We start from the raw sequence: 25904 nt of genomic DNA, 5'->3' as shown, positions 1-25904 counted from the left end.
ATCAGATCCAGTAGATGAAGGCCGCCAGGGCCAGCACCAGCAGCACGCGGGTGATGTTGTAGGCCGTCCTGTTCCACGCCTTGAAGCGGCGGCGGTACTGGCCCATGTAATAGGAAATACGGAACAGCTTGCTCACCAGGCCGACCTGGTCGCCCGTCTCGTTGGGCGAGGCGGCGGCCGTCATCATGGTGCGGCCCAGCCAGCGGTTGACGGCCCCCATCCAGCGGTAGCGCATCGGACGCTCGACGTCGCAGAACAGGATGATGCGGTCGCTCTCGCTGCCGTTGATGGCCCAGTGGATATAGGTCTCGTCGAAGATCACGCCCTGGCCGTCGCGCCAGCTGTGGCGCTCGCCGTCGACCTCGATGAAGCAGCGGTCGTCGTTCGGCGTGGCCAGGCCCAGGTGGTAGCGCATCGACCCGGCGAAGGGGTCGCGGTGCGGGTTCAGCTTGCCGCCCGGCGGAAGCTCGGCGAACATGGCCGCCTTAACCGAGGGGATAGCCTGCAGCAGCGCATAGGTTTGCGGGCAGAGGCGCTCGGCCGAGGGGTGGCTGGCGTCATACCATTTCAGGTAGAAGCGCTTCCAGCCGTTCTTGAAGAAGGAATTGAAGCCGGCGTCGTCGTTCTGCTCGGCCGCCTTGATCTTCTTGAGTGCCAGCAGGTTCTCGGCCTCGGCGCGGATGATGGGCCAGTTCTCCTGCAGGCGGCTCAGTTCCGGAAATTCGCTCACCGGAATGTAAGGCGTACTCGGCACCCGCGAGAACTTGTGCATGAAGATGTTGATGGGCGCCATGAACGACGAATGGTCGAACAACTGGCGGCGGAAAGGCAGGCGGACCCGTCCGCGGAAGTGGATGTGCAGGATCGAGAGAAGATAAAAACCGACCACAACCCACTTCATTGCATCCTCCATCTCGGCCGACCTGGCCAGCTTGACAAGGACGCAGGATACCATAACGGCCGCTCGGCCGTTGGAGGGTGGGTCGCAATTCTACGGACCCATGGAGCGCCGGCAAGTGAGTCGCTCACGGGCCGGCGCGGTGTGCGGCATGCAAGGCCGCAGGGGAAACTCAGTGCTGGCTGGAGGTGATCGCGTAACCCTTCTCGCCGATCTGGCCGGCCACGTTCTCCAGGTCGAACTCGCTCACCTGGTCGGCGTCGTCGTCGACCTCGTAGGCGCGGGTTTCGATTTCCCAATCGGTATTGGTGGCTTCTTCAGGGATGTTGCGTGATTCCGGTACTGCCAGATAGGACAGCTTGCCGTCGGTCTCTGCTCTACGGTAAATATCCAAGCGCATAGTCGTTTCCTCAAAGTCAAAGCCTGCTTTCACGATAAAAGCGGGCAGCTCCACAGTAGAAGATCGAAGCGCTGTCGTCTGTTATCTGGCCCACACTCAGCGGCCGGGTGAATTGCCGAGTATCCGCGCCGGCAGCATCACAATCGCGCGCAGCAACTCGAACACCGCCTCCACCCCGATGCCGAGCAGCCGGAATGGCAGGAGGATCAGCCAGACCAGCGGATACAGCAGCAGGGCCAGCAGGGCGATGGGCCAGCACAGGAACAGCAGCAGCAACCATAGCAGGAAACCTAACATTGTTCTCGCTCCTTTGAGTTTGACGGCGCAGGAGCACTGTAGGCTGGCGTGGCGGTATTGACAATCCGTCTGCGACAGACGGGGCAAAACGCGGGGTGGACGGGAGAAAAGGCGGGCAAGCGGCGGGTGGACGGCGCTGCCGCCCACCCCGGACACGGCCTCAGGCGAAGGCCGGGGCCGGCTCGAGGACCTTCTGGTTGATCACCTGCGCCTGGATCGAGGCCTGCAGCGACGGGATCGAGCCGCCGGCGCGGTACTGGAAGGCCACGTGCAGCATGTCGCCCGCCTCCACCTGCATCGGGTTGGCCAGCGGCAGGGTCATGTAGTGGTTGAGCCAGTCGATCGTGGTCGACTGTTCCTGCACGATGGCCAGCACGTTCTTGGTGATGAAGCGCATGGCGTTGAGCAGGCCGCCCTTCTCGATCATGATCGCGCCCTCCCAGGCGAACACACTGTCGACCGGCTGGCTGAAGTCGATCACGCTGTAGACGGCCGGCTGGCCCAGCTCGACGGTGCCTGGCCAGATCACGCCGGTCTCCTGGAACTGCACGATCGGCGCGTGGAAGCCCTCGAAATCGTATTCCTGCGAGATCGGCTGGGCCGCCATGATCACGGCTTCCGGCAGGAAGACCGGCAGCGGGCCGCCGAACTTGGCGAGATAGCGTCGCTTGAACGATTCGATGACCTCGACCTGCTTTTCGCGCAACATGGCCACGTGGATCATCTCGCAGATCACGACGTCGACCGGCTCGGGCGGCAGGTACTCGAAGGCGTCGGCGTGGATCACCTCGACCTTGTGGCCGTTCGGGTTCATCGCCAGGAACTTGCGCGCCTCGCGCACCATGTCCGGGTTGTATTCGACGCAGTAGACCTTGGCCGCCTGCTGGGCTGCGAAAAAGGACAGCACGCCGGTGCCGCCGCCCAGTTCGAGCACTTTGGCGCCCGGCTTGACGGCATAGTGGATGGCGGACTTGAAGCTGTGCATCCGGTTCTGGTCCATCAGCATATTGTGATGGTAGTGGACTGGAATGAACTGCCCCAGGTAGCAGCTTTCGATTTCGCGTTCGTTCAGCATGGTCTTCCTTCTCGCACGATGTGCACGTGATGTGCACATTTCAGGTCGTGCAAGCATTATGGCCAAGGAAACATGCGGCCCATGCGCGGAGCTGGAGGGTGTTTACCGTCCAGTTCCGTGAAGGAATGTTAAAGCGTCAGCGCTTGAAGCTGGAAATCGCCCTGGCGATATCGTCGCGGCCGGCGCGCTCGGCGATCTGCACGGCGGTAAGGCCCTCGCCATTCCTCAGGCGCGGATCGGCGCCCTGGGCCAGCAGCAGCCGTGCGACTCCCTCCTGCCCCTCGCGCGCCGCCATCATCAGGGGCGTATAGGCGCCGCTCGCGCGCGGCGAGCGCGCATCGAGCTTCGCCTTGCGGGCGATGAGCAGGCGTGCAATGTCCTCGTCGCCGCTGGCGGCCGCATAGTGCAGCGGGGTCCAGCCGGCCCGGTTCACGGCGGCGCCGCGCTCCAGCAGGGCCTGGGCGGCCGCCTTGTTGCGCTTGAACGCCGCCATCATCAGGGCGGTGTTGCCGTTCATGGCCTGCGCTTCGAGGTCGGTGCCCGGGTGGGCCAGCAGGGCCCGGAACACGCCCATCGCGTCCTCGCGCACCGCCAGCACCAGGGCCGGCTCGCCGCCGAGCGGGTTGATCTCGTTGGCGTTCACCACCTTGCCCACCATTTCCGTCACGGTCTTCGTATCGTTCAGCTGGACCGCACGGAAGAAGGCCGTGCGCTCCTCGGGCGTGGCGGCAGCGGCCAGGCTCCCGTGCAGGGTGGCGGCCAGTACAAAGGCAGGCAGGATGAATGAACGCATGGGTGGACGCATGATTCAGGCCTTCGCGGTACTGAACAGGGTGAAGAAATTCTCGCTGGTCTGGCGCGCCAGCTCGGGGAGCGACACGCCCTTGAGGTTGGCGATGAACTCGCCCACGTGGGCCACATAGCCCGGCTCGTTCATCTTGCCGCGGAAGGGCACCGGGGCCAGATACGGCGAATCGGTCTCGATCAGCATGCGCTCGAGCGGCACGGCCCGGGCCACTTCCTGCAGCTCCTTCGCGCTCTTGAAGGTCACGATGCCGGAGAAGGAAATATAGAAGCCCTGCTCCATGGCGGCCTGGGCCACTTCCAGCGACTCCGTGAAGCAGTGCATGACGCCCGCAACGCCGCCGGCGTCCGTGCCGGCGCCCTCTTCCTTCATCAGGCGGATGGTGTCGGCGCTGGCCGCCCGGGTGTGGATGATCAGGGGCTTGCGGGTCTCGCGTGAAGCGCGGATATGGGTGCGGAAGCGCTCGCGCTGCCATTCCAGGTCGCCCTCCAGGCGGTAGTAGTCCAGGCCGGTCTCGCCGATGGCGACGATCTTCGGATGGTTCGCCAGCTCGACCAGCTGCTGCACGGTCGGTTCCGGCGTGTCTTCGTAGTCGGGGTGGACGCCGACCGAAGCGTAGATATGCGGATATTGCTCGGCCAGGGCCAGCACCTGGGGGAAGTCCGGCAGGTCGACCGACACGCACAGGGCGTGGGTCACCCTGTTTTCGGCCATCCTGGCGAGGATCTCGGGCATCCGGGCTGCCAGCTCCGGAAAATTGATATGGCAGTGGGAATCGATGAACATCCCGTCATTTTAATGCAGCGAGCGGACGGCCGTCGCCTTGGCCCGGCCACCATCCCGACAACAACCTCGGTGTCAGGTCTGACATTCGGACACGAACTCAACAGTTGCGAGCCAATATTGCTGAGCTCGTGTCCATTTGTCAGACCTGACACCAGGGTTTGCCGGTGTTGGGCTAGGATTCCAGCAGCCCGCGCAGGCGCTCCAGCGAGGCGTCCCAGTGCGCGGACACGGCGTCGAGGTAGGCGCGCGCCTCCTGCAGCCGGCGCGCGTCGAGGGCGTACAGCACTTCCCGGCCCTGGCGGCTGTGCGTGACCAGGCCTGCGGCCTCCAATACCTGCAGCTGCTTGACGATGGCCTGGCGGCTGACCGCTTCGCCGTCCGCCAGCACGGTGGCCGACACCGCCCCGGCCGCCAGCAGGCGCCTGATCAGCTGCAGGCGGCCGCTATCGCCCAGGGCTGCGAACAGCTGGGCGAGTTCGCCTTCACTGCTGGTCGACATGGCGCCGGATGTTGTCAAGCTGGGCCGCCCAGCCGCCCTCGTTCATGCGGAAGGCGCGCAGGCGCCGGTGCTCGGGGACGCGGCTGAATCCGGATTCGATGATGGTCAAGCTGGTGCCGGCGCCCTTTTCCTCCAGCGTGAATTCGACGAGGGTGGTCGGCTCGCGTGCGGGATCGCACTCGGCGTCGATCCCGTAAGGAATCCAGCGGAAGCTGAAGGCATGCGGCGCATCCATCCGCTCGACGGTGCAGAACACCGTGTTGGGTGCGATCGGGCGGATGCCGGAAGCTTCCACACCGAGCGTGCGCTGGTGCGCCATGATGCGGGCTTCGTCGAACTGCATGGTGAAGGTGCCGGTGACCGTCTCACCCGGCTTGAAGGGCTGGTCCAGCACGACGCCAAACCACTTGCCGAATTCCCGGTGGTCGGTGAGCGCATGCCAGACGCGCTCCCGGCTGGCCTGCAGGTCGATACGCTTTTCGATACGGTCGAGCGATTCCATACATCCTCCATGAAGTGCAACTAGATGGTTGCATTATAGAGGATTTGCGTCATAGTGCAACCATTTTGTTGCACAACGAGGATCAGGCGACGCGCTTGCCCAGGATGATGAGGTCGCGCTCGACGCCGTCGAGATTGGCCACGCGCGGGAAATGCGCCCATTTCTCGAAGCCGTACTTGCCGAACAGCGCCAGGCTCGGCGCATTGTGGCCGAAGATGAAACCCAGCAGGGTGTGCACGTCCACCCGCGGCGCATGCGCGATGGCGAGCTCTAAGCAGTAGCGCCCGATCCCCTTGCCGCGCGCTTGTTCCGCGATGTAGATCGACACTTCGGCCGTGCCGGAATAGGCCGGGCGGCCGTAGAAATTCGAGTAGGACAGCCAGCCGATCACCGCTGGCTTGTCGCTCTTGTCGTCGGCGTCGTGGATCACCCACAGCGGACGCCGCTCCGGCGTATGGTCCGCGAACCACTGCTCGCGCGACTGGACCGTGATGGGCTCGGTGTCCGCGGTGACTTCGCGCGAGGCGACGGTGGAATTGTAGATATCGACGATGACGGGCAGGTCGTCGCGGGTGGCCAGGCGGTGAACGTAGGACGGCATAGATTAAGCGCAGCTAATGCGAAACCGAAATAGGTAAATTAAATTGAATCAGAGCGTGTGGGTGGCGCGCGCCGAGCGCAGGGCCGCGCCGAGGATCTCTTCGATGCGCGCCTTGGCGCGCTGGCCCGCCTCGTCGGCGGGGAAGTGCACGCCGATGCCCTGTGCCTTGCTGTTGTTGGCCCCGGCCGGCGTGATCCAGGCGACCTTGCCGGCGATCGGGTATTTGTTCGGGTCGTCCATCAGGGACAGGATCAGGTAGATCTCGTCGCCGATCTTGTAGGGTTTGGTGGTCGGCACGAACATGCCGCCATTCTTCAGGAAAGGCATGTAGGCGGCGTACAGGGCCGCCTTTTCCTTGATCGCGAGCGACAGGACGGACGGCCGCGGCTGCTGCGGGGCGGTCGGGTCGTTCGTCGTGGCGTTCATCGGATTCCTTTCATGCGCAGCACGAAGTGTACTCAAGCAACATATCTTCTACAAATAATTTCGCAGAAAGGGGGTGGTCCGCCACGGCCCGGCGCTCCCCGAGCCCCTTGATGGCGCGGTTCAGCTTTGCCGTGGGCACGCGGCCGGCCAGCTGGGAAACCTCCCTCTGGTAGCGCGGATAATAGCGGATTCGGCCGGACAGCTTCATCGAGAGCACATCGTAAAGCCAGCGCTGCTGCCACGCCACCAGCGCCGGCAAGGCGGCCTTGGATAGCTTGTCCGCGGTGCGCAGGGCGCCATCCACGCTTGGCGTTGCCAGGAAATGCAGCAGGGTGTCCAGGTCTTCGCGGCTGCCGGACTCGGATTCCCGCAGCGCCGCCAGCGGGGCGCCGCCCTGCTCGCGCAGCCAGCTGTCGGCATCCTGCACGCCCTGCGCCTTGAGCCAGGCCAGCGCTTCCTCGTGGGCCGGCATCGGCAGGGCGAACTTGCGGCAGCGCGACAGGATGGTCGGCAGCAGGCGGTCCAGGCTGTTCGAGGCCAGCAGGAAGACGGTGCCCGGCGGTGGCTCCTCCAGGGTTTTCAGCAGCGCATTCGAGGCCGGCATGTTCAGCGCCTCGGCCGGATACAGGACCACCACGCGCAGGCCCTGCCGGTGCGTGGAAATGTTCATGAAGTCCGCGAGCGCGCGGATCTGCTCGATCTTGATCTCTTTCGACGGCGCCTTGCTCGACTTGGCCTTGCCGGCGGGTTCGGCGCCCTCTTCTGCCTCGCCGGCGGGTTCGTCTTCCAGGGCCTCGGGCCGCACGCGGCGGTAGTCGGGGTGGTTGTTCTGCAGGAACCAGCCGCAGGACGCGCATTCGCCACAGGCGTGGCCGTCCGGGCGCACGTTCTCGCACAGCAGGGCCTGGGCGAAAGTCTCCATGAAGTCGGCCTTGCCGACGCCAAGCGGGCCGTGGAACAGGATGGCGTGGGGCAGGCGCTCGCGCATCTGCTGCAGGCGGGACCAGGCGTCCACCTGCCAGGGGTACATCGTCACAACAATTTCTCCAACACTTGCGACAGCTGCGACTGGATCGCGGGAATCGCCCGGGTCGAGTCGATCACGACGAAGCGCTCCGGGTACTGGGAGGCCCGGCGAAGATACTCGCCGCGACATTTCTCGAAAAATTCAGTCTGCTCGCGCTCGAACTTGTCGAGGGTACGCGTCGCATCCAGGCGCTCGCGCGCCACTTCCAGGGGCACGTCGAACAGCAGGGTCAGGTCCGGCTGCAGCTGCGGATGCACCCACGCTTCGAGCGCCTCCATCTTGCCGCGGTCCATGCCGCGGCCGCCGCTCTGGTAGGCGAAGCTGGCATCCGTAAAACGGTCCGACAGCACCCAGTCGCCGCGCACCAGGCCCGGCTCGATGACCTGGGCGATGTGCTCGCGGCGGCTGGCGAACATCAGCAATGCTTCGGTTTCCAGGTGCATCTTCTCGTGCAGCAGCAGCTCGCGCAGCTTCTCGCCCAGCGGCGTGCCGCCCGGTTCGCGCGAGGACACCACGGTCTTGCCGCGCGCCGCCAGGAAATCGGCGACGAAGCCGATGTGGGTCGACTTGCCGGCGCCGTCGATGCCTTCGAAGGTGATGAACTTGCCTCTCAAGATACTTCCTACAGCCTGTCCCTGCCTCATTGATTGGTCCGTCGCTGGTACTGGTTGACCGCCCGGTTGTGGTCGTTCAGGTTGTCCGAGAACTGGCTGGTGCCGTCCCCGCGCGCCACGAAATACAGGGCCTGGGTCTTGGCCGGCGCCAGCGCCGCCGCCAGCGACTGGATGCCCGGCAGTGCGATCGGGGTCGGGGGCAGCCCGGCGCGCGTATAGGTATTGTAGGGGGTGTCGAGCTGCAGGTCCTTCTTGCGGATGTCCCCGGCGAAGCGCTCGCCCATGCCGTAGATGACGGCCGGGTCGGTCTGCAGCATCATGCCGGTGCGCAGGCGGTTCACGAACACGCCGGCGATCATGGTGCGCTCGCTCTTCTGGCCGGTTTCCTTCTCGATGATCGAGGCCATGATCAAGGCCTCGTAGGGGCTCTTGTAGGGCAGGCTCGGGTCGCGGGTCTCCCAGGCGGCCTTCAGGTGGTTCAGCATGGCCTGGTGCGCCTGCTTGTAGATGGCCAGTTCCGACGAACCCTTGGCGAAGAGATAGGTATCCGGGAAGAAGAGCCCTTCCGGCTTCGTGTACTCGGTCGAGATCTTCTTCATGAGCTCTTCGTCCGACAGCTTGACGGTGTCGTGGCGCAGGCGCGCGTGGGCCTGGACGGCGGCGCGCATCTGGCGGAAGGTCCAGCCTTCGACGATGGTGATCGATTCCTGGGCGAACTCGCCGCGCACCAGCTGGGTGAGCAGGCGCCGCGGCGAGGTATTCGGTTTCAGCTCGTAGCTGCCGGCCTTGATCCGGCTGGCCTGGCCCGTCACGCGCGCCAGGATGTTGAACAGCTGCGGGTTGACCGGCACGCCGGCCTTGGCCATCTGCTGCGCCGCCGCGCCGACCCCGCTGCCCGGGTTGATGGTGAACTCGACCACCGGCCCTTCCGTGGTGAGGGGGCTCTTGGCCCACCAGGAAAAGCCGGAGACCGCGGCCACCGAGACGATGACGCCGGTGACCAGGAGTTTTTTAATGAATGCCATATGTTCTTTTTGTGGTTTGCGCCGCGGCTTGGACCGCTTCCGGCGCGATTGTGCCGACATCTTTATAATGAGCCCGTAATGATAAAGCCTAATTGCTAATACTAACTGGATTTATGCTTAACTGGACAGATACGCTTGCCTCGCTTGGCGCCCGTTTCCATATTGACGAGGCATCCCAAGTGGAAGATTTTGGCCGTCCCCTGGCGGCCGCCGAGCTGGCCGAGGGCTTCGTGGCCCCGGTCACCGACCTGGGTCTCATCGCCGTGCAAGGCGAGGATGCCGCCAGTTTCCTGCACAATCAGCTGACCAACGACGTCGAACACCTGGGCCGGAACGAGGCCCGCCTGGCCGGTTACTGCACCCCGAAGGGCCGCCTGCAGGCGACCTTCCTGGTCTGGCGCGATCCCGACACCGTGTTCTTGCAGCTGCCGCGCGCGATCCAGGCGCCGCTGCAGAAGCGCCTGTCGATGTTCGTGCTGCGCGCCAAGGCAAAGCTGCGCGACGCCACCACTGAGGCCCCCTTCGCGGCCGTGCTGGGCCTGGGCGGCGCCAAAGCCGAAACCGCCCTGCGCCGGCACGTGGCCACGCTCCCCGATGCCCCCTACGGGAAGGTCGAGGGCGAGTTCGGCACCGTGATCCGCCTGCTGGACGCTTTCAAGGCGCCGCGCTACCTGTGGCTGGCCACGGTGGAAGCGGCGAGCGGCGCCCTGCCCGCCCTCGCCGGCGAACTGGCGCTGGGCGGGACCCAGGCCTGGCAACTCGCCGCCATCCATGCCGGCGTGCCGCAGATCGCTGCCGCCACCCAGGAACAGTTCGTGCCGCAGATGGTCAACCTCGAGCTGCTAGGCGGCGTGAATTTCAAGAAAGGCTGCTACCCGGGCCAGGAAATCGTCGCGCGCAGCCAGTATCTCGGCAAGCTCAAGCGCCGTACGGCCCTCGCGACGGTCGCGAACCCGGCCGCGCGCGCCGGCGACGAAGTCTATTCGATGGAAGACCCGGGCCAGCCCTGCGGCATGGTGGTCAACGCCGCTCCGAACGGCCTGGGTGGCGCCGACCTGCTGGTCGAGCTGAAGCTGGGCGCACTGGGCGAGGACGTGCGCCATGGCGCGGCCGGCGGCCCCGCCCTGCGCTTCGAGCAGATGCCCTACCACCTCGACGCGCTCGACATCTAGCGATGATCGACCTGTACGTGTATTACAAGGTGCGCGAGGAAGATGCTTCTGCCCTCGCGCCGCGGGTGCGCGCCATGCAGGAGCGGCTTGCCCGCGCCGGCATCGCCTGCCAGCTCAAGCGCCGTCCGGAAGTCCGCGACGGCCTGCAGACGTGGATGGAAGTCTATCCCGCCACCACCGATGCCTTCGCAAGCTCGGTGGAAGGGGCCGCCCTTGAGGCCGGCCTTGCCGAATTCATCCAGGGCCCGCGCCGGTCCGAAGTCTTCATGGACCTGCCGACATGTGCCTGATCGTCCTTGCCTGGAAAGTGCTGCCGGGCGTACCCGTCATCGCCGCGGCCAACCGCGACGAGTTCTACGACCGTCCCGCCACCCCGGCCGCGCCCTGGCCGGAACACCCGCACGTCATCGCGGGCCGCGACCTGCAGGGCGGCGGCAGCTGGATGGGCGTGACGACCCGCGGTCCAAGCGGTCCGCGATTCGCCGCCCTGACGAATATCCGCGGCCCGGCCGAGCGCCGCGAGAATGCGCCCACCCGCGGCGACCTGGTGGCCGGCTTCCTGACGGGCGAGATGTCCGCGCCGGAATACATCGCCGGGATCGTGGCGCGCGGCGACGTCTACAACGGCTACAACCTGGTGCTGGGCGACCGCGAGGCCCTGTACTGGTACTCGAACCGCGGCGCCGACGACCCGCGCAACGGCCAGGCCCTGGAACCGGGCCGCATCTACGGCATCTCGAACGGCCTGCTGGACGCGCCCTGGCCCAAGGTGCTGCGCACCAAGGCCCAGTTCGCCAGCCTGCTGTGCCAGGGTGCGCCGGAAGACGCCTATTTCGAGATGCTGGCCGACACCACCCGCGCGCCGGACGTGCGCCTGCCCGAGACCGGCATGCCGATCGAACTCGAGCGCATGCTCTCGCCGGTCTGCATCGAATCCGACGGCTACGGCACCCGCACCTCGACCGTCGTCAAGCTGTACAGCGAAGGCGAGCCGGAACTGCACGAAAGGATCGTCCAGCCCGACGGCCAGGTCGCCGCCTGATCCACATCACTCCCGCCCCGACTTTCCCCCTCGGGTGGGGGAAAGACATTTGCGCGACAGATTCCAGGCGCCGGCGAACTTAACATTCTTTCCTCATGGCAACCACAAGAGGAAAGATATGAAGACATCCCTTACACGACTGGCGGCGCTCTGCCTGCTGGCAGCCAGCGCCGCCGCGCCTGTCGCGGCCCAGGCCCAGGACACCGGCAAATGGGTGACCGGCTACTACGGCGCCTACTTCTGGGACAACCCTGACTACCAGGCCCCCGAGCACGTCGACATGACGGCGATGACACACTTCGTGTTCGCGCGCATCGGTCCGGGCGGCGGCAAGAGCGGCAAGCCCGGCGAGATCGTGCCGGGCGCCGGCACGGCCCATGAGCGCCGCGACCTCGGTCCCGGCGCGGCCTGGGACAAGAGCGTCGAGGAATACCTGATCATGCGCGCCCACCAGGTCGGGACCAAGGCGATCATCATGCTGGGCGGCGAAGGCGACAATGCGGGCTTCATCGCCTCCTCGCAGCCCGCCGTGCGCCCGACTTTCGTCAAGAACCTGGTCGACTACATGGTCGCCAAGGGCTACGACGGCGTCGACGTCGACTGGGAAGGCATCAAGGACGACGCGGCGGAGGAACAAGCCCTGCTCGAGGCCCTGATCGCGGACATTCGCACGGAGGCCAACGCGCGAGCGCGCTACCAGGACAAGCCGGTCATCATCACTTTCCCGGCCGGGATGCTGAACACCAACATCGACAAGGTGAGCGAACACCACAAGCGCGTGGCGAACCTGGTCGACCAGTACAACTTCATGAGCTATGGCATGGGCTGGTTCGGCCAGGGCTGGGCCAGCACCACCTTCGCCCCGCTCACCGGCCACAGCCGCACCCGTCCGATGTCGATCGCCAGCACCATCCAGATGTACGAGGACGCCGGCATCCCGCGCTCCAGGCTGGGCATGGGCCTGGGCTTCTATGGCATGAACTACGCGCCGCCCTTCACCGGACCGGACCAGCCGACCGATGGCGACCTGAGCCAGTGGTCCGTGTTCGACGTGCGCTGGAACTACGCCCAGCTGCACAAGCACGGCTACCTGAATAACGGCATCCTCGCCTGGGACGCGGCAACCCGGACCAGCTACCGGGTCTACCCGGGCGGCTACACCCCGGCCAGCCGCCCGGAGTGGGCGACCGGCTACCTGAGCTACGAGGAGCCGGACACCATCGCCGCCAAGGGCGCCTGGGCGCAGTCGACCCGCGCGGGGGAAGGCGCGGCCGGCACCATCATCTGGCTGGTCAACTACGGCACCACGGACGGCGTCAACAACCCCCTCCTGACCGCGACCAAGAAGGCCTTCCTCGACCCCAACGCGGTCGAGCCCGGCCCCTACCCGAACCCGCTGCCGCCGGCGCCGGTGCCGACGGTATCGGTGGCGTTCGCGAAGCCGAACGACTGGGGCAGCGGCTGGTGCGGCGCCATGACCGTCACCAATGTCGGCGACACGGCAGGCTGGTGGGTGGCCGAGCAGGACTTCCCGGACACCGTCACCTCGCTGTGGAACGGCAGCTGGACGCAGGAAGGCCGCAAGCTCACCGTCAAGGGCATGAACTGGAACAAGATGCTGCGCCCGGGCGACAAGGCCGAGATCGGCCTGTGCGCGACGCGTCCGGCCAGGCCGGTGGAACCGCCGCCGCAACTGCCGGCCGGCGCCCTGGTATCCAAGCTGCTCATTACCGGGGACTGGGGCAGCGGCTACTGCGCGCGCGTCGAAGTGAGCAGCACGAGCCAGGTCGATGCCGTGGGCTGGACTGTGTCGCTGCCGGTTGCGGGCACGCCGAGCGGGCTGTGGAACGGCAAGTACACGCTCGAGAATGGCGTGATGCAGCTGTCGGGGCCGGACTGGAAGCCGGACCTGGCGGCCGGCGCGACCTGGGACAGCACGGGCTTCTGCGCGACCCGCTGACCGGCTCTACGTACCTTGAACGCGTGGGCGGTCCCCCGCCCGCGCGTCCAATCAGAGCATGGTCAGCGCCGCCCCTTGACCCCCGCCTTCAGCATCGCCGTCAGCTGCGGCGTCGCCGCATACGGATCCGCCGGCTGCGCCCCTTTGACGATCGCCTCGAAGCGCTCGGCCGCCGCCCCCAGCGCCTGGGGGTGGGAATAGATGTAGAAGCGTTCCTCGCGGATCGCATCGAAGGTGATGCGCGCCACGTCCTGCGCCGTCACCTTGCCCGACTCGACCGCCTTTTCCGTCATCATCTGGGCCGCCACCTGGCTGGGCGTCACCTTCTCTTCGCTCTCCAGTTCCTCCGGCCGGTTGCGGTGCGACCGGGCTATGCCCGTCGACACGAAGTATGGGCACAGCACGGAGGCCTTGATCGGCGCATCGACCAAAGCCAGGTCGTGGTACAGCGTCTCGCTGAGCGCCACCACCGCGTGCTTGGAGACGTTGTAGACACCCATGGCCGGCGGGCACAGGAGGCCCGCCATCGAGGCCGTGTTGACGATGTGGCCTTCGTAATCGCTGTCGCGCGCGGCGCATTCGAGCATGGCGCGGGTGAAGACGCGCACGCCGTGGACGACGCCCCAGAGGTTCACGCCCAGCACCCATTCCCAGTCCTGCTCCGAGTTCTCCCAGATCAGGCCACCCGAGCCGACGCCCGCATTGTTGAACACCAGGTGCACGGCGCCGAAGCGCGCGATGGCCGAATCGGCCAGTTCCTGCACGTGCGATCCCTTGCTGACGTCGCAGACCATGGACAGCACCTCGGCGCCGACGTCCAGCAGCTCTTCGGTGGCGTGTTCGAGCGCCTTGGCCTGCACGTCGGCCAGCACCAGCTTCATGCCGAGCCCTGCCGCCATGTTGGCGAACTCGCGCCCCAGGCCGCTCGCGCCGCCGGTGATGACGGCGACCTTGCCGCGAAAATCCTTCATGCTTGTTCTCCCCTTGCGTGGGTCTCAGACCGCGGACACGCCCCCGTCGACCGCCAGCGTCTGGCCCGTGATGTGCTTGCCGGCATCGGAGGCGAACAGCACCACCGCGCCTTTCAGGTCCTCGTCGTCGCCCAGGCGGTTCAGCGGCGCATCCTTGGCCAGGTTCTCGGCCCCAAAGGCCGCCAGCACCCCCTTGGTCATCTTCGAGGGGAAGAAGCCGGGGGCGATCGAGTTCACGGTGATGCCGTAGCGGCCCCATTCGCCGGCGAGGGCGCGCGTGAAGTTGACCACGGCGCCCTTGGAGGTGTTGTAGGCGATCGTCTGCATCGTACCCGGTGGATTGCCGGCCAGGCCGGCGATCGACGAGATGCTGATGATACGCCCGTAGCGGCGCGGGATCATGGACAGTTTGCCGACCGCCTGGGTGACCAGGAAGATGCTGCGCACGTTCAGGTCCATCACCTTGTCCCAGGCCTCGACCGGATAGTCCTCGGCCGGGGCGCCCCAGCTGGCGCCGGCATTGTTGACCAGGATGTCGACGTGGCCGAGTTGGGCGATGGCCTGTTCCACGAAGGCGTGGGCCTGCGCTTCGTCGGACAGGTCGGCGGCGATGGCGAAGGCGTCGATGCCGCCTTCCTTCAGTTCCGCGACGGCCTGGTCGAGTTCTTCCTGCTTGCGCGAGGAAATCACGACCCTGGCGCCCTGCTCGCCGAGGGCGCGGGCCATCTGCAGGCCGAGGCCGCGCGAGCCGCCGGTGACGATGGCGGTCTTGCCTTGCAGGGAAAAGAGTTCCTGGGTGGTGCGCATTGCTGTCTCCGTTCTATTTGTTGGGTGGCGGGTGGATCAGACTTCGTAGTCCATGCACTGGCGGCCCTCGCGGATCGCGCCGATGAAAGGCACCACCGCCTTGTGGACCGGGTGGTTGGCGTAGGCGTCGAGCGCGGCCTTGTCGGTGAACTCGGAATACAGCACCACGTCATAGGTCGCCTCCAGGCCGGGCTGGGCCAGGGTCACTTCGAAGGTCAGTTGTCCCGGCACGATATTCGCGCACTCGTCCAGCCTGCGCTTCATTTCGCGCGCATTGGTCAGGCGGTCCGCGCCCGCCGCTTCATCCTTCAACTTCCACATCACGATATGCTTGAGCATCTTGACTCCTGAAAGGTCAAACGCGGTTAAACGACTTCGAACAACCCGGCCGCGCCCTGGCCGCCGCCCACGCACATGGTCGCGACCACATACTTCACGCCGCGGCGCTTGCCCTCGATGAGCGCATGGCCGACCAGGCGGGCGCCCGAGACGCCATAGGGATGGCCGACGGCGATCGCGCCGCCGTTCACGTTCAGGCGGTCCATCGGGATGCCGAGCCTGTCGGCACAATACAGCACCTGCACCGCGAACGCTTCGTTCAGTTCCCACAGGCCGATGTCGTCCACCGTCAAGCCGGCGCGCTGCAGCAGTTTCGGGATCGCGAACACCGGGCCGATGCCCATCTCGTCCGGCTCGCAGCCGGCCACGGCGTAGCCGCGGAAGATGCCCAGCGGAGCCAGGCCACGGCGCTCTGCCATGCGGCTGCTCATCACGATCGTGGCGGCGGCGCCGTCCGAGAACTGGCTCGCATTGCCGGCGGTGATGACGCCGCCCGGCAGCGCGGTGCGGATCTTCGAGACTCCCTCCAGGGTCGTGTCGGCGCGGATGCCTTCGTCGGCCGAAATGGTCACTTCACGCGAGAGCAGCATGCCGGACGCCTTGTCGGCCACGCCCATGGTCACGGTCATCGGCACGATCTCGGCATCGAAACGGCCGGCGGCCTGGGCGCCTGCAGCGCGCTGCTGGCTCTGCACGCCGTACTCGTCCTGGCGTTCGCGGCTGATGCCGTAGCGCCTGGCCACGGTCTCGGCGGTCTGCAGCATCGGCCAGTAGATCTCCGGCTTGTTCTGCTTGAGCCAGACGTCATACAGCATGTGGCGGTTCATTTCCTGCTGCACGCAGGAGATCGACTCGACGCCGCCGGCCGCAAAGACTTCGCCTTCGCCGGCCAGGATGCGCTGGCTGGCGGTGGCGATGGTCTGCAGGCCGGACGAGCAGAAGCGGTTGATGGTCATGCCCGGCACCGTCACCGGACAGCCGGCGCGCAACGCGATCTGGCGCGCGATGTTCACGCCGGTGGCGCCTTCGGGGTTGGCGCAGCCCATCAGGACGTCCTCGATCTCGCCCGCCTCGATCCCGGCGCGCTCGATCGCCGCCTTCAGGACGTGGCCGCCGAGGGTGGCGCCGTGGGTCATGTTGAATGCGCCCTTCCACGACTTGGCCAGGCCCGTGCGGGCGGTCGAAACGATGACGGCGTCTACCATGCTTGTCTCCTTCTATGGGTGTTCTGGACCGGTCGAGAATAGCATGATTTAGAACGGTCGTTCGTAAATAATTCTGCAAGTCATATTGCGCAGCGCAGCAACGATACATACAGAATGAAAGCGGACGCCATTATGTTGTCTTGCACCAATTGCAATGCTCATCTGTAAGTTTGATGTAAGTTTGGAGAAAGCATCGTGTAAGGAAAGCGGCACACACTCCGCGACAGCTGACAAACAATCAGCATTTCCGGTGACACGAAGTACATCAACTATAACGGAGACACACATGGCAATTACACCCGGCATGACCGCCGGAGGGAAAGCTGCACCTTCCTCCGCCGGACTCACCAAGGAAGAACGGAAAGTCATCCTCGCTTCCTCGCTCGGCACCGTGTTCGAGTGGTACGATTTCTACCTCTACGGTTCGCTCGCCGCCATCATCGCCAAGCAGTTCTTCATCGGCGACCCGACCACCACCTTCATCTTCGCCCTCATGGCCTTCGCGGCGGGTTTCATCGTGCGTCCCTTCGGCGCACTGGTGTTCGGCCGGCTCGGCGACATGATCGGCCGCAAATACACCTTCCTGATCACGATCCTGATCATGGGTGCGTCAACCTTCCTGGTGGGGCTGTTGCCGAGCTATGCATCCATCGGCATTGCCGCGCCGATCATCCTGGTCAGCCTGCGCATCCTCCAGGGCCTGGCGCTCGGCGGCGAGTATGGCGGCGCGGCCACCTATGTGGCCGAACATGCGCCGCACGGCAAGCGCGGCTACTTCACCGCGTATATCCAGACGACCGCCACCCTCGGCCTGTTCCTGTCGCTGCTGGTCATTCTGGGTACCCGCACCGCCATCGGCGAAGAAGAGTTCCAGGCCTGGGGCTGGCGCATTCCCTTCCTGATCTCGGTCGTGCTGCTGGGGATTTCGGTCTGGATCCGGCTGGCCATGAACGAGTCGCCGGCATTCGCGAAGATGAAAGCCGAGGGCAAGACATCGAAGGCGCCGTTGACCGAATCCTTCCTGAAGCCCAAGAACGCCAAGATCGTCCTGCTGGCCCTGATCGGCCTGACGATGGGCCAGGCGGTGGTCTGGTACACGGGCCAGTTCTACGCGCTGTTCTTCCTCACCCAGACATTGAAAATCGATGGCCCGACCGCCAACATCCTGATAGCGATCGCGCTCGCCCTGGCGACCCCTTTCTTCATCGTGTTCGGCATCCTCTCCGACAAGATCGGTCGCAAGTGGATCATCCTCGGCGGTTGCGTGATCGCCGCGGCGACCTACTTCCCGATCTTCAAGGCCATTACCCACTACGGCAACCCGGCCCTCGAGCGCGCCATCCAGACTTCGCCGGTGGTGGTCGTCGCCGACCCGGAAACCTGCCACTTCCAGGTGGACCCGACCGGCACCACGAAATTCCCGTCCTCCTGCGATATTGCAACCCGCATGCTGACCGCAGCCTCGGTCAGCTACACCATCCAGGATGCCCCGGCCGGGACGGTCGCCACGATCAAGGTTGGCGACAACACCTTCCAGTCCTTCAACGCCGTCATGACGCCGGATAACCTGAACTTCGATGCAGCTTCGAAGGCCCGGGAAGATGGCCTGAAGAAGGAAGTTACCGCGTCGCTGAAAGCCGCCGGCTATCCGGCCAAGGCCGACCCGGCCGAGATCAACAAGCCGATGCTGGTGCTGCTGCTCTTCATCCTGGTGCTCTACGTGACCATGGTGTACGGACCCATCGCCGCCATGCTGGTCGAGATGTTCCCGACCCGTATCCGCTACACCTCCATGTCCCTGCCCTACCACATCGGCAACGGCTGGTTCGGCGGCATGCTGCCCACCATCTCCTTTGCACTGGTGGCCTTCAAGGGCGACATCTACTATGGCTTGTGGTATCCGATCATCATCGCGCTGATCACGGTGGTCATCGGCGGCCTGTTCGTCCGGGAGACCAAGGACAACAACATCTACGCAAACGACTGAGCATCGAAGGCGCAATGAAAAATGCCGCTGGCGACAGCGGCATTTTTTTATTGCGGCGCTACTTCGAGTCGAGCAAGGGACTGCGCGGCCAGGCCAGCAGGATGGCCAGCCAGGCCAGGAAGGAAAAGCCGCGCCAGAAGCCCAGCACGCAGAAGAAGAACAGCGTCCATTGCGCCGCGCCGGCAGGATCGGGGATACCGGCCTGCTCGAGCACGAAGCGTGCGCAGAACGCACTGACACCGCCGGCAAGTGCGTTAAACCACCATTTCTTTTCAAGGTTCGACATCGGATCGCGAGCGTTGGTTTGGGAAGGGGCAGTGTAGCAAGCCACCAGGGCAGGAAAATCCACGAAAACTCACCCGGGCGAGATCGGCCGGGCACTTGATCGGAGACGGAAGGAGTGGTTTAATCATACGGTGTATATTTAAGGAGACTACATGAACACCGGTCACGTATTCATTGCCACCAGCCTCGACGGCTACATCGCCCGGCCGGATGGCGACATCGGCTGGCTGCTCCAGCGCGATGCCGCCGACGAAGACCACGGCTACACCGACTTCATCGCCGACAAGGACATGATCGTGATGGGCCGCGGCAGCTTCGACAAGGTGCGGACCTTCGAGACCTGGCCCTACGACCGGCCCGTCCTCGTCCTGTCCCGCCAGCTCGCCGGCACGCCGGTCCCGCCCACGCTGGAAGGCAAGGTACGCTTCTCGAGCCAGGCTCCGCGCGAGGCGATGCGCATGCTGGGCGAACAAGGGGTACGCCGGGTCTACGTCGATGGCGGCCGGCTGGTGCAGTCCTTCCTGCGCGAGGGCCTGATCGCCGACATGGTGATCACCACGGTGCCGGTACTCATCGGCGCCGGCCGCCCCCTGTTCGGGGTACTGGAGCGCGACCTGGACCTGGAACTGCTTGGGAGCCGCAGCTTCCCCTCGGGCCTGGTCCAGTCGACCTACCGCGTGCTGCCATGAACCGGCCTAGAGGCCGCCCGGCACGCGGCCAGGGCGTGACGGTGGACGCCATCCTGGACGCCGCCCTGTCCCTGCTGGACGAGGAAGGCGAGCAGGCGCTGTCGATGCGGGCCCTCGCCGCCCGCATCAAGGTCACGCCCATGAGCCTGTACCACCATGTGGCGGACCGCGCCGCCCTGCTCGTCGCCTTGTCGGGCAAGATCTATGGCGGCGTGCTGGAGGACGTACCCGACGACCGGTCCCCGCAGGAGGCGCTGCGCGTGCTGCTCCTGCGCTACCACGAGGCCGTCGGCCGTCATCCGGCGCTGACCCTGGCCATCTTCGGCGAACCCGCGGCCTTCGCCGGCACGACGGTCCGGATCACGCAGCGCCTGGAAGCACTGCTGTCCGCGCTCACCCCACAGCTGCGCCTGTGGCGCGACATCCTGGTCGACCACGCGCACGGCAGCGGCCTGGCGCTCGCCGCTGCGCGCGACGATGCGGTTCATGCGGACACGCTCCGGGGCCAGTATGCCGAAGCGTTGGACCCGCTGCTGGCAGCGTTGCGCGCATCCGGCAAGGAGCGCTGAGCGCGCGCGCCCGCCAGGGCCATCGCTGTACCATGGGGTCCGGCAAGCACGCACAGGAGGAAGCGGTGTTCGAACAGGTGGAAGGACAAGTCCAGGCGTCGGTCGAGTGGCTGCGCCTCTTCGTGGAGGCGCTCGGCGCCCTGGTGATCGCGGCCGGCGTCGTCGTGGTCGTGCTGGCGCTGGCGCGGCACCTGCTGCGCGAGCGGGGGTCGAGCTTCGGCCCGATCCGCCTGTCGTTCGCCCGCTACCTGACGCTCGCCCTCGAGCTGCAGCTGGCGGCCGACATCCTCTCGACCTCGGTGGCGCCGACCTGGGACCGGATCGGCAAGCTTGCCGCGATCGCCGTGATCCGGACCGCCCTGAACTACTTCCTGAGCAAGGAGCTGCAGGCGGAAGGCGCTACTGTCGTGGCGCCTGCGGGGGAGCGGCTGTCCCGTCCTGACCGGCCGTGATTCCGTCCGGCCGGCCGCCGCTTCCCATGGTCTTCCTCATAGGAAGCGCCCCATTCCTCTCGCGCAGCAGGAAGACGATGGCGCCGACCGGCAGCGACGCGGTCAGGATCCAGGAGCCGCCCAGGGGCGCCATGAAGCTCGCGCCGAGGAGCTCCAGGTGCAGGGGTACGAAGCGCCATTCACCGCTCGTCCAGTCGACCGCGAGCTGGCCGAAGCTCACCAGGATGAACAGGACCCAGAGCGCCTTCTTCGCCAGGCCCTTGGTACGCACGCAGCGGTACAGGGCGTACAGCGACAACGCGAAGGCCGCCAGTGCGGCTACGAGCACGCCATACTGCACCATCGACTTCCCGGCCAGGCTGAAGCCATGTTCCGCGGCCAGCGACTGGGCTCTCGGATAGACGTGGAAGGCAATGACGGAGCGGGCGCCGTCGCGCATTTCGGTAGTGACGGTGGCGAGCATCCAGCCGGTGGCGAACTCGTACTCGGTATTCAGGGTCAGCCAGGTGACGCCCCCTTTGGTATTCTTGTGGGCGCTCACGATGGTCACCGAGCGCGGTTCTCCCACCGGCACCGCTGCCGCCATCGTGTCCAGCGCCTCGCGCAGTTCGGGCGTGCGCAGGTCTGCGCGCAGCGCACGCTCGATCGCCACATAATCACGCGCGCGCAGCCGGTCCACGAGGCTGTGGGCCCGCGCCTGCTCGTCGGGCGTCGCGATCAGGCCGATCCAGGCTTCCAGGGAGCAACCGGCCAAGGCAGTACACAAGACCAGGCACGACAGGATGAAGCGCGTGCGCAGGGCGGCACGAAGAAGGTGTGTTCGCATCGCGACGGTCCGGAAATGAACAGGACGCAGATTAACACTTCGCCGGCCCCTCAAAACCAGCGAAATGTCACGCGAAGGAAGCGGTGGCTAGGCGTGCGGCAGCTCGATGCCGCCCAGCTTCCAGGTCCACAGCCCGTGGCGGTGCAGGATGAAGGCTCCGGCGTCGCCGCTTTCGCGCTCGATGGCGACGCGGTCCCAGCTCCGGTAGGACAGCGTATAGCGGACCTTCTTCCCGCTTGAAGAAGGCGGCGGCATGCCGTCGCCCGGCTTATGCCGGACGCGCACGTCGCCCGCTTCGAGCATGGCGGTCACGCCGGCCGGCGACACCAGGGCGTCGACGAGCGGGTCGATCACCACGCCGGCGAGCGCCCTGCCGAAATTACCCAGGAGACCGCCGCTGTCCTGCCCCTGCGCTCCCGCCCCCATCCTCGCCATCACCTGGACCTTGACGTTCTCGCGCAGCGCCGGGAAATCCACGAATCCGGCAACACGCGTGGCGTCGCGTTCGGACACCGCTTCGCGCAACTGCTGCAGGCGCCACCAGGGACTCGCATAGCTCGTTGCCCCGAGCAGCAGCAGCGCCGCGACCGCGCCGGTCAACAGGCGCTTGCCGGTCTTGCGCGCGCTCACCCGTTGAAGCCCTTGCCCTCAAGCGCACGCTGTTCCAGGAGCGGCGCAGGCTTCCAGGCTTCGCCATGGCGGCCGCTCGCATACTTGCGGATGGCGTCGAGCACGTTCGGCAGGCCGACCGTGTCCGCGTAGAACATCGGGCCGCCGCGGTGCAGCGGGAAGCCGTAGCCGGTCAGGTAGACCATGTCGATGTCCGAGGCGCGCAGCGCGATGCCCTCTTCCAGGATCTTCGCACCTTCGTTGGCCAGGGCGTACACCAGGCGTTCGACGATCTCCGCATCGTCAATCGCGCGGCGCTCCACGCCGATGTCCCGCGAATGACGCTCGATCATGTCGTTGACCAACTCCGAGGCATAAGCCTTGCGGTCGCCCGCCTTGTAGTCGTACCAGCCGGCGCCGGTCTTCTGGCCGAAGCGGCCCTGTTCGCACAGCAGGTCGGCGGTCTTCGAGTAGGCGATTTCCGGCGACTCGATGGCGCGGCGCTTGCGGATGTACCAGCCGATGTCGTTGCCGGCCAGGTCGCTCATGCGGAAGGGTCCCATGGCGAAGCCGAACTTCTCGATGGCCGCATCGACCTGTTCGGGCAGCGCGCCTTCTTCCAGCAGGAAGAAGGCCTGGCGCAGGTACTGCTCCAGCATGCGGTTGCCGATGAAGCCGTCGCACACGCCGGACACCACGCCGGTCTTCTTGATCTTCCTGGAGAGCGCCAGCGCGGTGGCCAGCACGTCCTTGCCGGTTTCCTTGCCGCGCACGATTTCCAGCAGCTTCATCACATTGGCCGGGCTGAAGAAGTGCAGGCCGATCACGTCCTGGGGACGCTTCGTGAAGGAGGCGATGCAGTCCAGGTCCAGGGTCGAGGTGTTCGAGGCGAGGATCGCGCCCTGCTTCATGACCTCGTCCAGCTTGCGGAACACCTGCTCCTTGACGCCCATGTCCTCGAACACGGCTTCGACCACGATGTCGGCCTGGGCGATGTCCTCATACGCCAGGGTGCCGGTGATGAGCCCCATTCGCTGCTCGAATTTTTCCTGGGTCAGCTTGCCCTTCCTGACCGTGTTCTCGTAGTTCTTGCGGATGGTGGCCAGGCCCTTGTCCAGTGCCTCCTGCTTCGTCTCGAGGATGCTTACCGGGATGCCGGCGTTGGCGAAGTTCATCGCGATGCCGCCGCCCATGGTGCCTGCCCCGACCACGGCGGCGCGCTCTATCCCGCGCACAGGCGTATCAGAAGGCACGTCCGGCACCTTGCTGGCGGCACGCTCGGCGAAGAAGGCATGGCGCAGGGCCTTCGATTCCGGCGTTTGCGCCAGGTGCAGGAAGCGCTCGCGCTCGAACTTCAGGCCTTCCTCGAAGGGCTTGGTCACCGACGCGGCGACGGTCTCGACGCATTCCAGCGGCGCCGGGAAGGGACCGGCCATGGCCTTGACGGTATTGCGCGAGAACTGGAGGAAGGCCTCGTGGTTCGGATAGTCGACCTTGCGGTCGCGCACCTTCGGGAGCGGACGCACATCCGCGACCTTCTCGGCGAAGGCGATGGCGGCCGGCAAGAGGTCGGTCTCGGCCGGGAAGACCTCGTCGAACAGGGCCGTGCCGGCCAACTTCTCGGACGGCACCGGCGTGCCCGACACCACCATATTGAGGGCCATTTCCAGGCCCAGCACGCGCGGCAGGCGCTGAGTGCCGCCGGCGCCCGGCAGCAGGCCGAGCTTCACTTCCGGCAACGCGATCTGGGCGCCAGGGATGGCCACGCGGTAGTTGCAACCCAGGGCCAGTTCCAGGCCGCCGCCCATGCAGACGGCGTGGATGGCGGCGACGGTCGGCTTGCTGCTGTTCTCGACCACGCGGATCAGGCTGTGCAGCGTCGGCTCGGTCAGGGCCTTGGGCGAATTGAACTCGCGGATGTCCGCGCCGCCCGAGAACGCCTTGCCGGCCCCAAGGATGACGATGGCCTTGACGGCGTCGTCGCTCTCGGCCTGGCGGATCGCGTTGACGGCGGCGGTCCGGGTCTCCAGGCCCAGGCCGTTCACCGGCGGATTATTCAAGGTTACAACGGCAACACTGCCCTGGACGGTGTAGTCGGCGCTCATGTCTCTTCCTTCTCCTTGTTAGTGGCTCGGGCTTGCCCCGGCTATCAAATCCACTTCACTATACATCAAATAAAAGTACGCCCGTATTATTTTCTGGTCCGGGCTTGTGTGCCAGAATAGCGCTCCCGCATGCCACGCTCACACGATATGGAAAAACTGTCCGCGCAACTGTGTCGCCTCTACCTGATGCCCGGGAACACGCCGGAGGACCGGAACGGCCAGGGTCTTGTTTCGCTGGTTTCCGGCGAAGGCCTGAGTCGCGCCATCGTCATCGATTTTCCGAGATTGCGAGGCGCTGCGCCGGAACAGCACTGGCTCGACCTGTGCGCGGTCGCGAACGCCTTGCAGGAGTCCTTCGGCTTTCCCGCGCCGGCCGTCAGCATCACGGGCGAGAGCGGCTACCAGTTGTGGCTGTCGCTGCGCGAGCCGGTCCCTGAAGGTGATGCGCGCCGTTTCGTGGCCATGCTGCGCGAGACGCGTTTCCCGCAGTTGGAACTCTTGACCAGCGAGCAGGTCCGGCTGCCCCCGGCACGCAATCCGGTGTCCGGCAAATGGGCAGCCTTCATCCACCCCGGCATGGGCGCCTCCTTCGCCGAGGAAGCCGGCCTCGAGGTCGCGCCGCCGGGGCACGCGCAGCTGGCTTTCCTGGAGGGACTGGAGAGCATCGAGAAGACGCAGTTCTTCGATGCGCTGGTGTCGCTGAAACAGAACGAGCCGGCAGTCGACCTTTCCCGTGCCGCAACACCGGCGGCCGAAGGCCTGCTGCTCAAAGATGCCACGCTGGAAGACATTGTGCGCCACCTGCATGCGATGAATATCGAGCCGACCTTCCGGCACGTGCTGCCGCGCCGCGAAACAGGCGGATAGAATGTAATACCGCCTGCCCCCGGAGGAACGATGAAGACCGCCGTATACAGCGCCCGCCGCTACGACAAGACCATGCTGGGCCGCGCCAACGCCGGGGCGGGCCACGAACTGCGTTTCTTCGAAGATCGGCTCACCGTCTCGACCGCCGCCCTGGCCGAGGGCTGCGAGGCGGTCTGCGTTTTCGTGAACGACTGCGCCGACGCCGAGGTGCTGGGCATCCTGGCCAGGCAGGGAACACGCCTGGTCGCCACCCGCTCCACCGGCTACAACCAGATCGACGTGGCGGCAGCCGAGGCGCTGGGCATCGCCGTCGTGCGTGTCACCGACTACTCGCCCCATTCCGTGGCCGAGTTCGCGGTCGGCCTGCTGCTGGCCGTGAACCGCAAGATCGCGCGGGCCAGCACGCGCACGCGTGACGGCAACTTCGACCTGGAAGGCCTGATGGGTTTCGACCTGCACGGCAAGACCGTCGGCGTCATCGGCACCGGCAAGATCGGCGCCATCTTCGGCCGCATCATGGCGGGCTTCGGCTGCACCGTCCTGGGCCACGATCCCTTCGTGAATCCCGCCTTCGACCAGGCCGGCGGTCGCTACGTGCCGGTGGAAGAGCTGCTCGCACTCAGCGACGTGGTCTCGCTGCACTGTCCCCTGCTCGAATCGACGCGGCACATCATCAATGCCGGCACGCTGGCCCGGGCCAAGCGCGGCGGCATCCTGGTCAACACCAGCCGCGGCGGCCTGGTCGACACCAACGCCGCCATCGAGGCGCTCAAGACCGGCCAGCTGGGCGGCCTGGCGATCGACGTCTACGAACAGGAGGCCAACCTCTTCTTCCAGGACCTGTCGACGACCATCATCTGTGACGACGTGATCCAGCGCCTCGTGTCCTTTCCGAACGTGATCGTCACCGGCCACCAGGCCTTCTTCACTGTCGAGGCGATCAGCCAGATCATGCAGACCACCATCGACAGCATCGGCGCCTTCGAGCGCGGCGAGGAGCTGCTCAACCGCGTCCCGCGCGGCTGATTCCCCTGCCCGCCCGGGCAGTCGTCCGGGTGCGCACG

Annotated in this window: 31 protein-coding genes; 10 read left to right on the top strand and 21 right to left on the bottom strand. The window is 65.9% G+C overall.

Annotated elements, in window-relative coordinates; translation table 11 throughout:
- Position 1: 1 nt before the first annotated feature.
- From lpxO to mltG, 13 genes are all read right to left on the bottom strand, one after another.
- Positions 2–901, bottom strand: a complete 900-nt coding sequence (gene lpxO, locus NX780_RS19780; protein ID WP_258829592.1) for a lipid A hydroxylase LpxO — start codon at positions 899–901, stop codon at positions 2–4.
- Positions 902–1070: 169 nt separating this feature from the next.
- Complete coding sequence (locus NX780_RS19775; RefSeq protein WP_258829591.1) at positions 1071–1298, bottom strand: DUF6139 family protein; 228 nt, start codon at positions 1296–1298, stop codon at positions 1071–1073.
- Positions 1299–1394: 96 nt separating this feature from the next.
- Positions 1395–1595 carry a hypothetical protein gene (locus tag NX780_RS19770; RefSeq protein ID WP_231057997.1) on the bottom strand — a complete coding sequence of 67 codons (201 nt, stop codon included), beginning with the start codon at positions 1593–1595 and terminating at the stop codon, positions 1395–1397.
- Between the two features lie 160 nt (positions 1596–1755).
- The gene (locus tag NX780_RS19765; RefSeq protein WP_258829590.1) at positions 1756–2670 is read right to left on the bottom strand and encodes a class I SAM-dependent methyltransferase; all 915 of its coding nucleotides are present in this window, start codon (positions 2668–2670) and stop codon (positions 1756–1758) included.
- Positions 2671–2806: 136 nt separating this feature from the next.
- Complete coding sequence (locus NX780_RS19760; protein WP_258829589.1) at positions 2807–3463, bottom strand: ankyrin repeat domain-containing protein; 657 nt, start codon at positions 3461–3463, stop codon at positions 2807–2809.
- A gap of 15 nt (positions 3464–3478) precedes the next feature.
- Positions 3479–4261 carry a TatD family hydrolase gene (locus tag NX780_RS19755; protein ID WP_258829588.1) on the bottom strand — a complete coding sequence of 261 codons (783 nt, stop codon included), beginning with the start codon at positions 4259–4261 and terminating at the stop codon, positions 3479–3481.
- Positions 4262–4433: 172 nt separating this feature from the next.
- The gene (locus NX780_RS19750) at positions 4434–4760 is read right to left on the bottom strand and encodes an ArsR/SmtB family transcription factor (RefSeq protein WP_258829587.1); all 327 of its coding nucleotides are present in this window, start codon (positions 4758–4760) and stop codon (positions 4434–4436) included.
- Positions 4744–5262 (bottom strand): SRPBCC family protein, encoded by a 519-nt coding sequence (locus tag NX780_RS19745; protein WP_258829586.1) that lies wholly within the window; start codon positions 5260–5262, stop codon positions 4744–4746. Before NX780_RS19745 ends, NX780_RS19750 begins: the two co-directional genes overlap by 17 nt.
- Before the next feature lie 82 nt (positions 5263–5344).
- Positions 5345–5863, bottom strand: coding sequence for a GNAT family N-acetyltransferase (locus tag NX780_RS19740; protein ID WP_258829585.1), 519 nt, complete (start codon positions 5861–5863; stop codon positions 5345–5347).
- Positions 5864–5911: 48 nt separating this feature from the next.
- Positions 5912–6289: a PilZ domain-containing protein gene (locus NX780_RS19735; protein ID WP_258829584.1), complete on the bottom strand. Its 378-nt coding sequence runs from the start codon at positions 6287–6289 to the stop codon at positions 5912–5914.
- Positions 6290–6299: 10 nt separating this feature from the next.
- The gene (locus tag NX780_RS19730) at positions 6300–7319 is read right to left on the bottom strand and encodes a DNA polymerase III subunit delta' (RefSeq protein WP_258829626.1); all 1020 of its coding nucleotides are present in this window, start codon (positions 7317–7319) and stop codon (positions 6300–6302) included.
- A 2-nt stretch (positions 7320–7321) separates the two neighbouring features.
- Positions 7322–7960 (bottom strand): dTMP kinase, encoded by a 639-nt coding sequence (tmk, locus tag NX780_RS19725; RefSeq protein ID WP_258829583.1) that lies wholly within the window; start codon positions 7958–7960, stop codon positions 7322–7324.
- On the bottom strand, positions 7957–8955 hold the full coding sequence (mltG, locus tag NX780_RS19720) for an endolytic transglycosylase MltG (protein WP_258829582.1): 999 nt from the start codon (positions 8953–8955) through the stop codon (positions 7957–7959). Before mltG ends, tmk begins: the two co-directional genes overlap by 4 nt.
- Positions 8956–9068: 113 nt before the next feature.
- Between mltG and ygfZ the strand changes: the two genes are divergently transcribed.
- The 4 genes from ygfZ (at position 9069) to NX780_RS19700 (ending at position 13129) form a co-directional block, all read left to right on the top strand.
- Positions 9069–10127, top strand: a complete 1059-nt coding sequence (ygfZ, locus tag NX780_RS19715; protein ID WP_258829581.1) for a CAF17-like 4Fe-4S cluster assembly/insertion protein YgfZ — start codon at positions 9069–9071, stop codon at positions 10125–10127.
- Positions 10128–10129: 2 nt separating this feature from the next.
- A complete protein-coding gene (locus NX780_RS19710) occupies positions 10130–10417 on the top strand; it encodes a DUF4936 family protein (protein ID WP_258829580.1) in 288 nt (95 codons plus the stop codon).
- A complete protein-coding gene (locus NX780_RS19705) occupies positions 10408–11169 on the top strand; it encodes an NRDE family protein (protein ID WP_258829579.1) in 762 nt (253 codons plus the stop codon). The genes NX780_RS19710 and NX780_RS19705 overlap by 10 nt, the downstream gene beginning before the upstream one ends.
- 118 nt (positions 11170–11287) lie before the next feature.
- A complete protein-coding gene (locus NX780_RS19700; protein ID WP_258829578.1) occupies positions 11288–13129 on the top strand; it encodes a glycosyl hydrolase family 18 protein in 1842 nt (613 codons plus the stop codon).
- Between the two features lie 62 nt (positions 13130–13191).
- On the opposite strand, the gene NX780_RS19695 is transcribed toward NX780_RS19700, so the two are convergent.
- Genes NX780_RS19695 through NX780_RS19680 form a run of 4 tightly spaced genes read right to left on the bottom strand, consistent with a single transcriptional unit; the run spans position 13192 to position 16451 of the window.
- A complete protein-coding gene (locus NX780_RS19695; protein WP_258829577.1) occupies positions 13192–14100 on the bottom strand; it encodes an SDR family oxidoreductase in 909 nt (302 codons plus the stop codon).
- Positions 14101–14124: 24 nt separating this feature from the next.
- Complete coding sequence (locus tag NX780_RS19690; protein ID WP_258829576.1) at positions 14125–14907, bottom strand: SDR family oxidoreductase; 783 nt, start codon at positions 14905–14907, stop codon at positions 14125–14127.
- 36 nt (positions 14908–14943) lie between these two features.
- Positions 14944–15246: a Dabb family protein gene (locus NX780_RS19685; RefSeq protein WP_258829575.1), complete on the bottom strand. Its 303-nt coding sequence runs from the start codon at positions 15244–15246 to the stop codon at positions 14944–14946.
- Between the two features lie 26 nt (positions 15247–15272).
- On the bottom strand, positions 15273–16451 hold the full coding sequence (locus tag NX780_RS19680; RefSeq protein ID WP_258829574.1) for an acetyl-CoA C-acyltransferase: 1179 nt from the start codon (positions 16449–16451) through the stop codon (positions 15273–15275).
- A 286-nt stretch (positions 16452–16737) separates the two neighbouring features.
- Here NX780_RS19680 and NX780_RS19675 point away from each other — a divergent pair, with 286 nt between their 5' ends.
- Complete coding sequence (locus NX780_RS19675) at positions 16738–18438, top strand: MFS transporter (RefSeq protein WP_258829573.1); 1701 nt, start codon at positions 16738–16740, stop codon at positions 18436–18438.
- A 58-nt stretch (positions 18439–18496) separates the two neighbouring features.
- Here NX780_RS19675 and NX780_RS19670 read toward each other — a convergent pair whose 3' ends face one another.
- The gene (locus NX780_RS19670) at positions 18497–18724 is read right to left on the bottom strand and encodes a hypothetical protein (RefSeq protein ID WP_258829572.1); all 228 of its coding nucleotides are present in this window, start codon (positions 18722–18724) and stop codon (positions 18497–18499) included.
- A 151-nt stretch (positions 18725–18875) separates the two neighbouring features.
- Between NX780_RS19670 and NX780_RS19665 the strand changes: the two genes are divergently transcribed.
- From NX780_RS19665 to NX780_RS19655, 3 genes are read left to right on the top strand one after another with little or no spacing between them, the layout of a single operon-like run.
- The gene (locus NX780_RS19665; RefSeq protein WP_258829571.1) at positions 18876–19412 is read left to right on the top strand and encodes a dihydrofolate reductase family protein; all 537 of its coding nucleotides are present in this window, start codon (positions 18876–18878) and stop codon (positions 19410–19412) included.
- Positions 19409–19981, top strand: coding sequence for a TetR/AcrR family transcriptional regulator (locus NX780_RS19660; RefSeq protein WP_258829570.1), 573 nt, complete (start codon positions 19409–19411; stop codon positions 19979–19981). The genes NX780_RS19665 and NX780_RS19660 overlap by 4 nt, the downstream gene beginning before the upstream one ends.
- A 32-nt stretch (positions 19982–20013) precedes the next feature.
- Positions 20014–20433 (top strand): DUF1622 domain-containing protein, encoded by a 420-nt coding sequence (locus tag NX780_RS19655; RefSeq protein WP_258829569.1) that lies wholly within the window; start codon positions 20014–20016, stop codon positions 20431–20433.
- Here the strand turns inward: NX780_RS19655 and NX780_RS19650 are convergent.
- From NX780_RS19650 to NX780_RS19640, 3 genes are all read right to left on the bottom strand, one after another.
- Positions 20381–21259 carry a hypothetical protein gene (locus NX780_RS19650; RefSeq protein ID WP_258829568.1) on the bottom strand — a complete coding sequence of 293 codons (879 nt, stop codon included), beginning with the start codon at positions 21257–21259 and terminating at the stop codon, positions 20381–20383. The genes NX780_RS19655 and NX780_RS19650 overlap by 53 nt on opposite strands.
- Positions 21260–21346: 87 nt before the next feature.
- Positions 21347–21889 carry a DUF2939 domain-containing protein gene (locus tag NX780_RS19645; RefSeq protein ID WP_258829567.1) on the bottom strand — a complete coding sequence of 181 codons (543 nt, stop codon included), beginning with the start codon at positions 21887–21889 and terminating at the stop codon, positions 21347–21349.
- A complete protein-coding gene (locus tag NX780_RS19640; protein ID WP_258829566.1) occupies positions 21886–23973 on the bottom strand; it encodes a 3-hydroxyacyl-CoA dehydrogenase NAD-binding domain-containing protein in 2088 nt (695 codons plus the stop codon). Before NX780_RS19640 ends, NX780_RS19645 begins: the two co-directional genes overlap by 4 nt.
- 147 nt (positions 23974–24120) lie before the next feature.
- On the opposite strand from NX780_RS19640, the gene NX780_RS19635 reads away from it, so the two are divergent.
- Both NX780_RS19635 and NX780_RS19630 read left to right on the top strand, forming a co-directional pair.
- Positions 24121–24840: a hypothetical protein gene (locus NX780_RS19635; protein WP_258829565.1), complete on the top strand. Its 720-nt coding sequence runs from the start codon at positions 24121–24123 to the stop codon at positions 24838–24840.
- Positions 24841–24870: 30 nt separating this feature from the next.
- Positions 24871–25866, top strand: coding sequence for a 2-hydroxyacid dehydrogenase (locus NX780_RS19630; RefSeq protein ID WP_258829564.1), 996 nt, complete (start codon positions 24871–24873; stop codon positions 25864–25866).
- Positions 25867–25904: the final 38 nt, after the last annotated feature.

Origin of the sequence: Massilia agri (genome assembly GCF_024753255.1) — a bacterium.
Lineage (GTDB): Bacteria > Pseudomonadota > Gammaproteobacteria > Burkholderiales > Burkholderiaceae_D > Telluria > Telluria agri.
This window is presented reverse-complemented; position numbering and strand designations above follow the sequence as displayed.